Raw genomic sequence first — 14,629 nt, 5'->3', positions numbered from 1 at the left:
TTCCCGCGCTCCGGCGTCATTGCCATAATGATAGGAGCGAGCTATGGCAGCGATCAAAGTCCTGCAAATCTGCAAGCCAATGTCGCGGGCGCGGCCCGCTCCTACATTATTATTTTCTTAACTTAATCCGGTATGGGAACGATAGTGGATGAAGTTACTTAACCCGCATCCCCGGCTGCGCTCCTTCGTCCGGACTTAAAATCCAAATATCCTTGCCGCCGGGACCTGCCGCCAGCACCATGCCCTCGGAAACACCGAAGCGCATTTTTCTCGGCGCCAGGTTGGCAATCACCAGCGTCAGCCGTCCTTCCAAATCTTCCGGACTGTAAGCGGATTTAATGCCGGCAAAAATATTGCGGGTCTCGTCGCCGATATCGACGGTCAACTGCAGCAGCTTTTCCGCACCTTCGACATGCTCGGCTTTAAGAATCTTGGCGATACGTAAATCCAGTTTGGCGAAATCGTCGAATTCGATGGTATCGGCAATCGGCTCGCATGTTTTCGCTTTAACAGGCTCCGGCGTTTTTTCCAGGTTTTCTTTCGACGCTTCGATAATCGCCGTGATTTTGTCCGGGTCAACCCGCGTCATCAACGGCTTGAAGTCATTGATCGTATGGTTCAACAACGGCTTGGCATCGGCCGGCCAAACTTGTGCATCGATATTTAAAAAGCTTTCCGCATTGTTTGCCAAAACCGGAAGCACAGGCTTTAAATACACGGCCAGTATGCGGAATAGGTTCAGGCCCATTGTGCAGACTTCGTGCAATTCGGTATCCTTGCCCTCTTCCTTGGCAATAACCCACGGCTTCTTTTCGTCGATATACTGGTTGGCTTTATCGGCCAGCGCCATGATTTCGCGCATCGCCTTGCCGAATTCGCGGGCTTCGTAGAATTCGGCAATTTGCTCATTCGCGGAGACGAACTCATGGAATAAAGCCTGTTCCGAGCATTGCTCGGCCAGTTTGTTATTAAAGCGCTTGGCGATGAAACCGCTGCAACGGCTGGCGATGTTGACCACTTTGCCGACCAGGTCGGAGTTGACCCGCTGGCTGAAATCGTCGAAGTTCAAATCGATGTCGTCGACGCCGGCGCTGAGTTTGGCGGCGAAGTAATAGCGCAGGTATTCCGGGTTCAAATGATCCAGGTAGGTTCTGGCCTTGATGAATGTGCCGCGCGATTTGGACATTTTTTCGCCGTTCACGGTCAAAAAGCCGTGCGCGAAAATCGCGCTCGGCGTCCTGAAATGCGCACCGCTCAGCATTGCAGGCCAGAATAGTGCATGAAAATAAATGATGTCTTTACCGATGAAATGGTACAGCTCGGCGTCGCTGTTTTTCGACCAGAAATCATTGAAATCCAGCCCCTGCTTGTCGCACAGGTTTTTAAAGCTGGCCATGTAGCCGATCGGCGCGTCCAGCCAGACGTAAAAATATTTGCCCGGCGCATCGGGGATTTCAAAGCCGAAATACGGTGCATCGCGGCTTATGTCCCACTGCTGCAAACCGCCGCCCAGCCATTCGGCCAGTTTATTGCTGACTTCAGGTTGCAAATGGCCGGCGTTGGTCCATTCTTGCAGCATATCGCTAAAATTAGCCAAATCGAAAAAGTAATGTACCGAATCTTTATCGACCGGTTTCGCGCCCGAAATCGCCGAAACCGCGTTTTTCAGTTCGGTTGGAGCATAGGTTGTACCGCAGACTTCGCAGCCGTCGCCGTATTGATCGGCCGCGCCGCATTTTGGACATTCGCCTTTGATAAAACGGTCGGACAAGAACATGTTCTTAACCGGATCGTAGGCTTGGGTAATGGTGCGTGAACTGATATGCCCGGCATCGCGCAGACGTTCGTAAATTAGCGATGATAGCGCCTTATTTTCTTCGGAATGCGTGCTGTGGTAATTATCGAATGCAACGCTGAATTCGGTAAAGTCGGCCAGATGTTCCTCGCCGACCTGGGCAATCAGCTGTTCCGGAGTAATGCCTTCACGATCGGCCCTGAGCATAATCGGCGTACCGTGGGTATCGTCCGCGCAAACGTAATAGCAAAGGTTGCCGCGTTGTTTTTGGAAACGCACCCAAATATCGGTTTGGATATATTCGACCAAATGACCGAGATGAATAGGGCCGTTGGCATAAGGCAGTGCGCTGGTGACGAGAATTTTTCTATCTGGCATAGTGTAAAAGTTCAATCAATTCGAAGGCAAAAACAGCTTGGTATTATGGCATAAAATAAACGCAAGCTGCGATTATCGGCCATCTAAAAAGTGCAATGGAGTAGGGTAATCGGTAGAATATTTCTATCTTGAGTCAAACGCTTGGTTTTTGATCGAGTACATTTTTATTTATCTTTATGGAGCATAAGCATGGCGAACATCGAAAAATCTGATGTGGAAGATCTTCTGCGAACATTTATCGACCCTAATAATGGAGCCGATCTTGTTTCAGCAAAATCGGTTAAAGTCATCGCGATCGATGGTAACAATATCAGCGTTAAACTGGAGCTGGGCTATCCTGCCAAAAGTTATGTAGCGGAACTCCAGGCGGCAGTTGAAGAACATTTAAAAACACTGGACGGCGTTGGCAATGTCGATGTTGAAGTGGGCGTAAAAATTCTTTCCCATGCCGTACAGCAATCATTAAAGCCTCTGCCCAATGTTAAAAACATTATCGCTGTCGCATCCGGTAAAGGCGGCGTCGGCAAATCGACAACGGCGGTTAATTTGGCTTTGGCGCTGGCAGCCGAAGGCGCTAATGTCGGCATTTTGGATGCGGACATTTACGGCCCCAGCATTCCGACAATGCTCGGCCTTTCCGGCTATCCGGAAAGCAAGGACAATAAAACCATGATGCCGAAAATTGCTTACGGCGTGCAAACCAATTCTATCGGCTATCTGGTGGAGGCCGACCAAGCGATGATCTGGCGCGGCCCGATGGTTACCACAGCCTTGCAGCAATTGCTTAAGGACACTAATTGGGACAACCTGGATTACCTGGTTATCGATTTGCCGCCCGGCACAGGCGATATTCAGTTAACCCTATCGCAGCAGATTCCGGTCAGCGGCGCGATTATCGTCACCACGCCGCAGGATATTGCGCTGATCGATGCCCAGCGCGGTCTGGGCATGTTCGAGAAAGTCAACGTACCGGTACTGGGCTTGGTTGAGAATATGAGCATTCATATTTGCAGCAATTGCGGTCACGAAGAAGCTATTTTTGGCCACGGCGGTGGGCTAGCGATGGCCGAGCGCAATAGGATTGAACTGCTTGGCTCGTTGCCGTTGGATATTAATATCCGGCAATTTGCGGACTCCGGCAGACCGACAGTGGTTGCCGACCCGGATGGACGGCCTGCGCAAATTTACAAGCAAATCGCTCGTAAAACTGCGGCCAAACTGGCGTTGAAAGCTAAGGACTTTACAACAAAGTTTCCAAAGATCGTAGTGCAGAATACTTAAATAATCGACTTTGTAATGGACACGGATTTAACTGATTTATCACGGATAAAGAAAAATAAAATCCGTTTTAATCCGTCCAATTAGTGTCATCCGTGTTCCACTATTTCTAAATGCTGAGCAATTCCGTTCTATGTTAAAATCCGGCTTTTTGAATCAATCAGGTAGTAATACTCCATGAGCATTAAGTCGGACAAATGGATACGCCGCATGGCGGAACAACACGGCATGATCGAGCCGTTTGAAAGCGGACAGATCAGGGATTCGGAGCGTGGCCGAGTCATTTCCTACGGCACTTCCAGTTACGGCTACGATGTTCGTTGTTCCGACGAATTCAAGATTTTTACCAATATCAATTCAGCTATCGTCGATCCCAAGGATTTCGATTCAAACAGCTTTGTCGACGTTAAATCCGATGTCTGCATTATTCCGCCGAACTCATTCGCCTTGGCCAGAACGGTTGAGTTTTTCCGTATTCCCCGTGATGTCTTGACGATTTGCCTAGGCAAATCAACTTATGCGAGATGCGGCATTATTGTGAATGTAACGCCTCTGGAACCCGAATGGGAAGGTCATGTGACGCTGGAGTTTTCCAATACCACGACACTGCCTGCGAAAATCTATGCCAATGAAGGCGTTGCGCAAATGCTGTTTTTCGGCGGCGACGAAGTTTGCGAAACCTCTTACAAGGACCGGGGCGGCAAATATCAGGGACAAACCGGCGTTACGTTGCCAAAAGCATAAAGCATTAACAATAGGACGCGGATTAAACGGATTTCATTTTTTGGACGCTTTCGCTTTTATCCGTGTATATCAGTTAAATCCGTCTGATCCGTGTTCTATTATTATAAAATTTGAATCTTCGAACTATTGAAGTTTCGACGGCGCAGGCATATTAATCGGCGGCAACTGCACAAAAAAGCCTTTGGTATTCAGGCTTTCAATTACTTTATCGACATCTTCCTTCGCCAGTTTACGTTCCGGCGTCAGCTCCAAATCCATCACAAACTCCATTTTGCCAAAGCTGTTGAAAAGCGCTTCCGGTACTTTCGAAAAATCGTCTTTCTTATCAACGTATAAATAAAGTTGGTCTTTTTTCAAACTCTTATAAATAAAACACAGCATATTGTCGGTCACAAGTCATCAATCAAAGAAAGCATTTTAACCATTTTTCATTAGAATGGCCTTTTCTTACCGACTTAGTTAATACAAATGGCTAAATATCCGATCAATCCCGACGATTTTTTTAAGAAGGCATGTGCTTTTGAAGCGGCCCTGATTTTGGTTGCGCTTTTCTTAGGCTGGATCGCCAACATAAATCCTTTCGCTTACCTGTATTTTTCAGAACCGGCCATTGCTTATGGCGTAATTGGAACCGCGCCTCTATTTTTGTTATTTCTGGTCTTGGAGCTGATACCGGCAGAGTCGATTGTAAAGATTAGAAAAGTATTGTTTGAGACATTAGGCCCCGGCTTATACCGTTATCATTGGACCGATTTGCTGATACTTGCGTCGATTGCCGGATTATCCGAAGAATTGTTGTTTCGCGGCGTTATTCAACCCTGGTTGGAATCCTCCTGGGGCTTGACCGCAGGCCTGATCGCCAGCAACGTTATTTTCGGTTTGGCGCATGCAGTGACGCCGCTTTATGCTGTTTTGGCGGCATTAACAGGAATCTATTTAGGTTTAGCTATGGATTACGGCAGTGATAGGAATTTGCTGGTCCCGATTGTGATTCACAGCTTATATGATTTCCTGGCATTTATCGCCCTCGTGCGTGCGTATCGAGCTCGCCGTTTGGCAGACCCTAAAGAATGATATTGAAAAAAATCTAACGCCAAATTTTGTTCAGCGACTTGACAAAAAAAACGCCGCCCCCACATTTACGGATGAGCATAAATACTCGTTTTTTTTAGTTTGTTATTGAATTAAGACATTAATTTTTAGGAGACAGAAAATGGCTATTATACGTTACGAACCATGGGGCTTATTGAACCAACTACAAAGAGAACTGGCGCTTTCAAAGGAAGACAAAGGCGGCGAAGGCTCAGTCGCAACCGCCGAATGGGCGCCTGCGGTCGACATAAAAGAAGAAGCCGATAAATTTGTTATCCATGCGGATATTCCCGGCGTCAAACCGGAAGATATTGAGATCAGCATGGAAGCAGGCGTTCTGACCGTTAAGGGAGAAAAAGAAACCGAAACCAAAACCGAAAAAGAAGGCTACAAACGCGTCGAAAGGACGTCCGGCTCTTTTTACCGCCGTTTTAGCTTGCCTGATTCCGCCGATGGCGACGCAATCAATGCAAAATGCAAACACGGTGTACTGGAAATCATCATTCCTAAACGGGAAGCCATTAAACCCAAACGCATCAATGTCGTATCAGAGGAATAATTCCCGGCCCCTATTTACATTTCATACCTGTAGCAGGGATTTTTTGCTCTATGCTACCATGTCAGAGCAGCAGGTCCGGCAAGCCTGCTGCTTTTTAACTATCCTGCCATAAAATCAAGATCCACCTGGATTTCCCAGGCTAATTCAATGTAATCGGACGGGCAACATGCAGTATAAAGATTACTATAAGATCATGGAGCTATCCAGGAACGCCACACAGGACGAAATCAAACGCGCCTACCGTAAACTCGCGCGCAAATACCATCCCGACGTGAGCAAGGAAAAAGAAGCCGAGGCCAAATTCAAGGAATTGGGCGAAGCCTACGAAGTGCTTAAAGATCCTGAAAAAAGAGCGGCTTACGATAGGCTGGGCGCCAATTGGAAAGCCGGTGAAGATTTCAGGCCGCCACCCAATTGGGATGAGGGCTTCGAATTCAAGGGCGGCGGTTTTACCGGAGGAGATGCCGGTATCTTCAGCGATTTTTTCGAGCAATTGTTCGGACGCGCCGGCTTCCGTCCATCCGAGTACGGGGCGCGCGGGTTTCATGCGAGAGGGCAGGATACCCATGCAAAAATTTATATCGACCTGGAAGACAGCGTTCACGGTTCAACCCGCAATATTTCCTTGAGTGCCCCGGCAACGGACGCACAAGGCCACGTACAGGTTAAGCAAAGAAACCTGAATATCAAGATCCCCAAAGGCATAAAACCCGGCCAGCATATCCGGCTGACAGGGCAAGGCAATCCCGGCTCAGGAAGCGGCAAAGCTGGCGACCTGCTGCTTGAAATAGCCTTTAATCCACATCCGCTATATCGCGTATCCGAAAGCGATATCTATCTGGACTTGCCGGTTACGCCTTGGGAAGCCGCGTTAGGCGCTAAAATTAAAGTACCGACGCCGGAAGGTAATGTTGACTTGAAAATACCGCCCAATTCCCGGCAAGGCAGCAAACTGCGTTTAAAAGGCCGGGGCTTGCCGGCCAAGACACCGGGAGACTTCTATGTCGCTCTGCAAATCGCGCTGCCGCCTGCAAATACCGAACGCGAAAAAGCGGTCTATCAGAAAATGCAGCAAGAACTTGATTTTAACCCTCGCCTATCTCTGGGGGTATAAAGCTTATGAACTCTCATGACTTATTACCAGTACATACCGGAACCGTCATTGAAGACGACAGCCTGACCTTGGAACAATTGTGCCGTGCTTGCGATGTGCAAACCGATTGGGTTATCAGCCTGGTTGAAGAAAGCATTATCGAGCCGCAAGGCAACGAAATACATGTCTGGCGTTTCTCAGGAGCCAGCTTGGTACGGGTACGCGCCGCGCTACGGTTACAGCATGATCTGGGACTAAACCTGGCCGGTATCGCATTGGCGCTGGACTTGATGGAGGAGCTTGAATATCTGCGTGCCGAACTAAGAAGAATGGGACGTGACTGAAAAATCGGACTGGCTAACCATCGAGACATTCACATCTTACGCCACACTTTGGTTTATACTAAGTGACAACAATTGTAATAACATTAACAAGGTGATTTATGGAATTAGCGATTCGCAGCATTGGTAATTCGGCAGGCGTGGTTCTTCCAAAAGAAGTGCTTAATCGTTTACGTGTGGATAAAGGCGACAAGCTGTATTTAACGGAAACAGAAGATGGTTATAAATTAACGCCCTATAACGATGAATTTGCCAAACAAATGAATATTGCTGAAGACATCATGCGTGAAGACCGTGACATTTTAAAAGCCTTGGCAAAGTAAATGTCCTGGCAATGGATTAGCTCAGAATTAGCATTGGCTATTCATCAACGACAACTGGCGGAACATGGCGGTTTGTCGGGTATTAGAGATAAAGGCTTATTAGATTCGGCTCTGGCTCGTCCGCAAAATTTACATGCTTACGGCGAAAATGATCTCTATGTTTTAGCCGCAGCTTATGGTTTTGGAATTGCGCGTAACCATCCGTTTAACGACGGGAACAAGCGCACTGCATACGTTATTAGCCGATTATTTTTAAAACTGCATGGCAACGATATGTCAGGTACGCCGGAAAATCGAGTGCGACTATTTGAACAGTTGGCGGCGGGCAATATTTCCGAGCATGAACTGATCACTTGGCTGAAGAGTGGTAATGTATAGAACGTGCCACACGCGCCTTTTCCAATGATTGACTATCCCTAATGAGTCAATTACTACAAATTTCCTGATAAAAAAAGCCGCGCCGGGTTACCCGGCGCGGCTTTTTATTTGGTTATTGCTAATATCGTTGATTAGGTCTATAAATAAAACCCAAGCTGACGAATCCTACGCAATTATTACCAATCCAACTGAACGCGTGTTTCAATAATATCCAGGTCGGCGTTGTTGAATGCACGGGCACGAGCATCCGCAACTCCAGAAGTATTAATATCCAACGCATGAATATAGTTAGCCATTACACGAACATGTGAGTTAGGATACCAGTTAACACCAAACTTTGCAGTTGATGCCCGGCCGCCTCTGATCACGCCACTATTCAAGTTGAGTGAATCATAACCAGCCGCAAGTTCCCATGCTCCCCAGCCGCCTTTCATATCGAAATTGCGATTAGGCTTTAAACGATCCCAAGCACCGGTTTTGGATTTATAAGCACGCGATTCGCCGGTTAAGAAGTAAGTCATATAACCATAGTAACCATCCAGGGTTTCACCATCGTTATAGCCTCTACCGGAAACATTCGTCGCGATATATTCACCTTGTGCCGAAAATGGTCCATAAACCAAAGCAGATTCTGCACCAAAGCGGGTAAGATGGTTGACTTGATTGCCCGTCGTTCTATTACCCGAACTCAAATTGCCTGTATTCAATATAGCAGTACGATCTACGTTATTATTAAGACCGTGGGCGAATGAAATGCCGCCGTTGTTAAACGTGCCGTTAGCCAAGTAATTGTTGTTAACATTGATGTAAGAACCTGAAGCGCCCACATGCAGGAATTTGGTTTTGCTTTCCATCCACGGCATACCGGTTACCCGGGCATTGACTTCCCAGTTGGTATCGCCTGCACCGTTATTACGGTTAGCGTTTCCGTTAGAATTGGTTGAGCTGTTGCTGGCGCCGTTCGCGCCAACAGGTTCTGTCTGTAATGACGTAGCAACTTGCCAGCGATCAGTTGCATAATTAGCGCCTATACCCATTTTGTAGGTATTAAGGTCATCGACAAAAGTATCAACTGCCTGGTTACGTTGAATGAATGTAATATAGCGGTTGCTGGTGGCTTCTTCTAAACTGAATGGTTCTTTAAACGCACCGAATTTAATTGAAAAAGGCTTGGAAAAAGTATACCCAATGAAAGCGTCGGTAACGCCGGCACCTGTTGTACCGTTGCCTCGGGTGAAATCGTATTCGAATTTGTAAAAGCTATTTTTGAAAAAAGTACCTTCAACACCCAGACGTGCACGACGAATCGACATGCCGTCATCCAATTGGTTAGGTGTATTAGCACCAGTAGCAGTGGCAACTTGGTTATTAACATTAGTTTGCGAATCCACTTGCAGACGGCCGTTGATGCCGGCAGTGAAATTGCCGTCGTTGGTAGCGAAATGAATGCCGTCGTCTAATTTGACGTGCGCGTGAGAAGGCTTGTTCGCTTCTTCGGCATGCTCTTGCAATGCCTTGATTGCATTATCTTTCAACGCCAAGTCTTCGCGAATTTTAGCGATTTCGGCTTTATCTAATTTTTCTTCTTTAGCTACTGCTTTAGGGGCAGTATTGTCGACTTTTTCAAAATTGCCCATCAGAACTCTATGAGGACCGGGCTCTGCATAAATTTGTTTGGTTTTAGTGTCGACATAAAGATCCATAGCAATCGCGCTGGTTGTTGCGCCCGCACCTAAAACGGTAGCGATTGCCAATGACAGTTTGGAGATTTTCATATTTTGCTCTTGGTTGTTATCAAAAAATTTTGCGCAAGAATATGAGAATAAAGTGACAGCTTAATGACAGCATTGTTACAGCTTTATGACAACGCAACAAATCGGCAAATAAGTTGTAAATCTACAAATATTTGCAGCTATATCCGACTTTTTATTATTAATCAAAAATTTGATTATTAGCTTTTGAGCAACAAAAATACTGAATAAGCAATTAAAGCAAACTTTGAACTCCGAAAATATCGGATTTAGACAACGAAGGAGCGGCGTGGGCAGATGGCGGAAAGTTCTTCACGATTCCTTAAATTCCAGCTCTATTCGGGTACCGCCTTTCTGACAGGCGCGGCTTAGCTGAAGCCGCGCTTTATGCAGGTCGGCAATCTCCTTGACGATTGCCAGTCCAAGTCCGCAACCGTCGCCTTGGCTGCCGGGAATGCGGTAAAACCGTTCGAAAACTTTGTTCGTTTCAGCTTCGGGTATGCCGGGACCGTCATCCACGATGCTCAGGCAAGGCGAGGGACAGGATTCGACTTTAACTACGATATTGCCCCGGTTGTGGCCGTAACAAATCGCGTTATCCAGTAAATTAGCCAGTAACTCCTGCAACAAAACCTCGTCGCCGCGTACATACACCGCTTGCTCCAAACCTTCAAAACTGAGCTCCATATCGCGCTGCAACGCTTTAGGCACCCAGTCCATGCAGGTTTCTTTCGCGAGTTTGCATAAATCTACCGGCCTTAACTCGTAAGCGCCGTAGATAGGTTCGGATTTGGCTAACACCAATAATTGCGTGGTTAAATGCGACATGCGGTCGGCACAGCCCTGAATCTGCGTTAGCGCGGGCTTCATCGCCGACACGTCTTGCTCCCGCTGCGCGCGCTCAACTTGCAATTTCAAGCCTGCCAGCGGGGTGCGCAATTGATGCGCGGCATTGGCAATAAAGCGTTGCTGGGTAGCGATGGCCAAGCCCAGGCGTTCCAGCAGGTCATTAATCGTATCGGTCAATGCCCGTACTTCCAAAAACACATGCTGTTCCGGAATGGGCCGTAGATCGCGCGATGAGCGTTGGGAGATTTCATCGGCCAATTTGTGCAACGGCTGCAAGCCGCGTTTTACGCCGACGACCAGATAAATACCGGCCAGCAGAACCAACGCCATCTGCGGCACAAGGTCGGCCAGCAAAATATCCAGCATCATGCTTCGCCGTTTATTTAAAGTCTCGGCAACGTGGACGAATACTTTTTCCGAAGCCTGTTCAGGCGTAATCGACATCGACACCACCCTGACCGGTTCGCCGTACATTTCATCGTCAAAATAAACCGGGCGGGTCCAATCGGTTTGCACTTCGAACGGCTCGGGAACGAATTTGTCGCCCGCTAGCATGCCTTGTTGTTCGGAGATGATTTTGAAATAGGTTTTATCCGATTCATCCCACTTGAAAATCTCTAAAGCGGCGGGCGGCAATTCCACGAATACCTTGCCTTCGCGCACTTTGATTTCCTGGGTTAACGACCGCGCGGAATCGAGCAGCCAGCGATCGTAAGCGGCGTCGACGTGATGCAAGGTGACGAAATAAGACAGGACCGACTCGGCACTGATAAAAAAAATCAACGGGACAGCCAAACGTAGCAGAATTTGAGTTTTAAGACTGCGCTTTTTATTCATCGCCCGAGCGCTCCAATAAATAGCCCAGTCCGCGCACCGTCCTGATTACCGCGCCATACGGTTCGATGCGTTTACGCAACCGATGCACGTAGATTTCCACTGCGTTATCGGTCAGCGCGTCGCCATCCACGGCCAGACGTTGCGCAATCCGGTCTTTGCTGACAACTTTTCCTGCCTGGATCAACAATATTTCCAACACGCCGTATTCGCGCGCCGACAAGCTAATCGCCTGACCGTCCACCAGGACTTGATGATTACGGGTATCCAGCGCCAAGCGGCCGATCACAATATCGTTATTAAAGCCGCCGTAACAACGCCGAATCAGTGCGTGAACCCTGGCTTCCAATTCCCGTAGCTCAAAAGGTTTGGTCATATAGTCGTCAGCGCCCTGCTCAATGCCGTTGATCCGGTCGTTAACTCCGTCCCGGGCAGTCAAAATCATAATCGGCAGCGGAATTTTGCGGTTGCGAAGCTTACGCAACAGTTCCAGGCCGTCCATATCGGGCAGGCCTAAATCCAGTACGATCAAATCGAAACTTTGCGCCTCAAGCAACTGGTCTGCATAAATGCCGGTGGTGGCCGAGGTCACCGAATAACCGCTGCCGCTCAAGGTATGAATCAAGCCGTCGGCCAGAACGGCATCGTCTTCTATTAATAAAATCTTCATGCATTCAGAAAGTTGTGAAAGGTTCTTGAAAGGTTAAGACGCTAGGATAAGTTCATCGGAATAACCCGCATATGCTATTTAAATTAAGATTGGGGAAAATCAATGAAAACGTTAACTAAAGAGATACAAGCCTCTATTACCCCTACCATGGCATTGGAGTTGCTGAAAGAGGGCAATAAACGGTTTATCAACAACCTTAAAGTAAATCGCAACTTGTTACAACAGGCCAATGAAACTTCCGACGGTCAACATCCGTTTGCGGTTATTTTAAGCTGCATCGATTCGCGGACATCGGTTGAGCTGATTTTTGACCAAGGTTTAGGCGATGTATTCAGCATTCGCATTGCCGGCAATATTATCAATGAAGATATTCTGGGCAGCATGGAATTCGGTTGCAAAATAGCCGGCGCTAAAATCATCGTGGTTCTGGGCCATACCCGATGCGGTGCGATAAAGGGCGCTTGCGATCATATCGAAATGGGTAACCTGACAACGCTATTGAGCAAAATACAGCCCGCGGTTTATGAAGAAAAAACCGTATTGGAAAACCGTAATTCGGATAACGATGAGTTTGTCGAAAAAGTCGCCGCCATTAATGTGAAAAGAGCGGTGCATGCCATTATGGAACGTAGCCCGATATTGAGAGAGATGATTGAAACCGGTGCGATTGGAATTATTGGCGGCAATCACGACATTACGACAGGCAAAGTCGCCTTTTACGATCAGGTGTTAGCGAGCGAGGATATCCCAAGCGAGTATCACTATTTGCCGCTGCAACCTAAGCAAAAAGCGGCAGCCTTGCAGGTGTGAGTACAAAACACTGACCTGTTGGTAAATTTCCTAATCCAAAACCGAGGCGCTACACCATATGATACACAAACATGCCCAGTATTATTTCCGCCATTTAAAAGACGATTTGCCGGCAGGCATCGTGGTGTTCCTGGTAGCCCTGCCATTATGCCTGGGTATTGCATTGGCCTCCGGCGCGCCGTTATTCGCCGGGCTGATTACCGGTTTAGTAGGAGGGCTGATCGTGTCATGGCTCAGTGGCTCGCAACTGGCTATTTCCGGCCCTGCCGCCGGCCTTACCGTGATCGTATTCAACGCGATTGAAACCTTGGGCAGTTTTCAAGGCTTGCTGGTCGCCTGCTTATTGGCGGGTATCCTGCAACTTGCCTTGGGCTACCTCAGAGCCGGGATTATCGGCGCTTTTTTTCCCTCAGCTGTTATTGAAGGCATGTTGGCGGCTATCGGTTTGATTTTGATTATCAAGCAGCTTCCGCATGCCACCGGTTACCATGGCAGCTATGAGGGCGATGAAAGCTATATGAAGGAAACGGCGCATTCAAGTTTTGTGGAGTTTTTTGATGCCTTAAGCGGCGTTACTCCGGGTGCGGTCGTTATCAGCGCGGTGGCATTGTTGCTGTTGATACTATGGGGGACGCCCTGGTTTAAAAAACAAAAACTGCTGAAGCTGATTCCGGGACCGTTAGTCGCGGTGCTGTGGGGGGTCGGCTACAATTTTGCCGCCTCCCAATTCGCGCCAGACTGGGCGGTCAGTTCCGAGCATCTGGTCAAATTACCGATTTCGGAAAAAGCCACGGATTTTTTCAACAACTTCATGTTTCCCGACTTTAGCTACCTTGACTATCTTACCAATCCGCAGGTTTACGTGGTCGCGATAACGATTGCGATCATCGCCAGCTTAGAAACCTTGTTAAGCCTTGAAGCGACTGACAAGCTTGATCCTTTAAAACGCATCGCGCCGACCAACAGGGAATTGAAAGCGCAAGGGGTCGGCAATATTATTTGCGGCCTGATCGGCGGCCTGCCGATGACCGCCGTCATCGTGCGTAGCGCGGCCAGCATCAACGCCGGCGGCCGAACCCGCGTTTCCTGCTTCACTCACGGCTTATTTTTGTTGTTGAGCGTCCTGTTTTTTGCGTACTACCTGAACTACATTCCGTTGCCCTGTCTGGCGGCGATTTTACTGCACACCGGATATAAACTGGCCAATCCCAAGCTGTTCAGCCATTTCTACTACAAAGGCATGAGTCAATTTATGCCGTTTGCGATCACCGTGCTGGCGATTTTATTCACCGATTTATTAAAAGGCATGGCTATCGGCCTGGGTTTTGGATTGTTTTTCGTCATCAAGGCCAACTATTCGGCCGCGATTACCTTGGTTCAGGACGGCATGCATTACGTATTGTTGCTGAACAAAGACGTTTCGTTCCTGAACAAGGCGCTGCTGCGTAAATTTATCCTGCGAATCGAAGCCGACAGCACCGTGACCATAGACGCGAGCAAAGCCAAATTTATCGACCACGACATTCTGGAAACCATCGAGGATTTTCTCTCCACCGCGCCGGACGATAACATCGGCGTCGAAATCATCGATTTATACGGCAAGGAAAAAATCCAAAAGCACGAGCCCTTAGTCGTGTTGAACGCCAGAGGCTGATGTAACCAAACAAAGGATCCCCCTCATCCGGCCACGGACGGCCGACCCTATTTCTACAAGTTCAATTGGCGCAAAAGCTG

At 48.0% G+C, this 14,629-nt stretch carries 15 protein-coding genes; 10 read left to right on the top strand and 5 right to left on the bottom strand.

Going from position 1 to position 14,629, the window contains the following annotated elements; genetic code table 11:
- Window positions 1-154: 154 nt before the first annotated feature.
- Window positions 155-2,173: a methionine--tRNA ligase gene (gene metG / locus EKO24_RS19805; RefSeq protein ID WP_127029805.1), complete on the bottom strand. Its 2,019-nt coding sequence runs from the start codon at window positions 2,171-2,173 to the stop codon at window positions 155-157.
- Between the two features lie 189 nt (window positions 2,174-2,362).
- Here metG and apbC point away from each other — a divergent pair, with 189 nt between their 5' ends.
- Window positions 2,363-3,454, top strand: a complete 1,092-nt coding sequence (gene apbC, locus EKO24_RS19800) for an iron-sulfur cluster carrier protein ApbC (RefSeq protein WP_127029804.1) — start codon at window positions 2,363-2,365, stop codon at window positions 3,452-3,454.
- Window positions 3,455-3,628: 174 nt separating this feature from the next.
- Complete coding sequence (gene dcd, locus EKO24_RS19795) at window positions 3,629-4,195, top strand: dCTP deaminase (protein ID WP_127029803.1); 567 nt, start codon at window positions 3,629-3,631, stop codon at window positions 4,193-4,195.
- Window positions 4,196-4,318: 123 nt separating this feature from the next.
- Here dcd and EKO24_RS19790 read toward each other — a convergent pair whose 3' ends face one another.
- Window positions 4,319-4,576, bottom strand: a complete 258-nt coding sequence (locus EKO24_RS19790) for a YcgL domain-containing protein (protein WP_127029838.1) — start codon at window positions 4,574-4,576, stop codon at window positions 4,319-4,321.
- An 87-nt stretch (window positions 4,577-4,663) separates the two neighbouring features.
- Between EKO24_RS19790 and EKO24_RS19785 the strand changes: the two genes are divergently transcribed.
- The 6 genes from EKO24_RS19785 to EKO24_RS19760 all read left to right on the top strand — a co-directional run bounded on the left by EKO24_RS19785 (window position 4,664) and on the right by EKO24_RS19760 (window position 7,981).
- Window positions 4,664-5,269 carry a CPBP family intramembrane glutamic endopeptidase gene (locus tag EKO24_RS19785; RefSeq protein ID WP_127029802.1) on the top strand — a complete coding sequence of 202 codons (606 nt, stop codon included), beginning with the start codon at window positions 4,664-4,666 and terminating at the stop codon, window positions 5,267-5,269.
- Window positions 5,270-5,408: 139 nt separating this feature from the next.
- Window positions 5,409-5,846 (top strand): Hsp20/alpha crystallin family protein, encoded by a 438-nt coding sequence (locus tag EKO24_RS19780; RefSeq protein WP_127029801.1) that lies wholly within the window; start codon window positions 5,409-5,411, stop codon window positions 5,844-5,846.
- 166 nt (window positions 5,847-6,012) lie between these two features.
- Window positions 6,013-6,960, top strand: coding sequence for a DnaJ C-terminal domain-containing protein (locus tag EKO24_RS19775; RefSeq protein ID WP_127029800.1), 948 nt, complete (start codon window positions 6,013-6,015; stop codon window positions 6,958-6,960).
- Window positions 6,961-6,965: 5 nt separating this feature from the next.
- On the top strand, window positions 6,966-7,283 hold the full coding sequence (locus tag EKO24_RS19770) for a chaperone modulator CbpM (RefSeq protein WP_127029799.1): 318 nt from the start codon (window positions 6,966-6,968) through the stop codon (window positions 7,281-7,283).
- A 98-nt stretch (window positions 7,284-7,381) separates the two neighbouring features.
- The gene (locus tag EKO24_RS19765; RefSeq protein WP_127029798.1) at window positions 7,382-7,603 is read left to right on the top strand and encodes an AbrB/MazE/SpoVT family DNA-binding domain-containing protein; all 222 of its coding nucleotides are present in this window, start codon (window positions 7,382-7,384) and stop codon (window positions 7,601-7,603) included.
- Window positions 7,604-7,981 carry a type II toxin-antitoxin system death-on-curing family toxin gene (locus tag EKO24_RS19760; RefSeq protein WP_127029797.1) on the top strand — a complete coding sequence of 126 codons (378 nt, stop codon included), beginning with the start codon at window positions 7,604-7,606 and terminating at the stop codon, window positions 7,979-7,981.
- A 176-nt stretch (window positions 7,982-8,157) separates the two neighbouring features.
- Here the strand turns inward: EKO24_RS19760 and EKO24_RS19755 are convergent, their stop codons facing one another.
- The 3 genes from EKO24_RS19755 to EKO24_RS19745 all read right to left on the bottom strand — a co-directional run bounded on the left by EKO24_RS19755 (window position 8,158) and on the right by EKO24_RS19745 (window position 12,085).
- Window positions 8,158-9,756 (bottom strand): OprO/OprP family phosphate-selective porin, encoded by a 1,599-nt coding sequence (locus tag EKO24_RS19755; RefSeq protein ID WP_127029796.1) that lies wholly within the window; start codon window positions 9,754-9,756, stop codon window positions 8,158-8,160.
- 288 nt (window positions 9,757-10,044) lie between these two features.
- Window positions 10,045-11,418, bottom strand: a complete 1,374-nt coding sequence (locus tag EKO24_RS19750) for a sensor histidine kinase N-terminal domain-containing protein (protein WP_127028909.1) — start codon at window positions 11,416-11,418, stop codon at window positions 10,045-10,047.
- Window positions 11,411-12,085, bottom strand: a complete 675-nt coding sequence (locus EKO24_RS19745; RefSeq protein WP_127028908.1) for a response regulator — start codon at window positions 12,083-12,085, stop codon at window positions 11,411-11,413. Before EKO24_RS19745 ends, EKO24_RS19750 begins: the two co-directional genes overlap by 8 nt.
- Window positions 12,086-12,187: 102 nt before the next feature.
- On the opposite strand from EKO24_RS19745, the gene EKO24_RS19740 reads away from it, so the two are divergent.
- Both EKO24_RS19740 and EKO24_RS19735 read left to right on the top strand, forming a co-directional pair.
- On the top strand, window positions 12,188-12,895 hold the full coding sequence (locus EKO24_RS19740) for a carbonic anhydrase family protein (protein WP_127028907.1): 708 nt from the start codon (window positions 12,188-12,190) through the stop codon (window positions 12,893-12,895).
- Between the two features lie 58 nt (window positions 12,896-12,953).
- Complete coding sequence (locus tag EKO24_RS19735) at window positions 12,954-14,549, top strand: SulP family inorganic anion transporter (protein ID WP_127028906.1); 1,596 nt, start codon at window positions 12,954-12,956, stop codon at window positions 14,547-14,549.
- The last annotated feature ends 80 nt before the right edge of the window (window positions 14,550-14,629 follow it).

Origin of the sequence: Candidatus Methylobacter oryzae (assembly GCF_003994235.2) — a bacterium.
In the GTDB taxonomy this organism is placed as follows: Bacteria; Pseudomonadota; Gammaproteobacteria; order Methylococcales; family Methylomonadaceae; genus Methylobacter_A; species Methylobacter_A oryzae.
The sequence above is the reverse complement of the archived record's forward strand: the minus strand, read 5'-3'. Positions and strand labels throughout refer to the sequence as shown.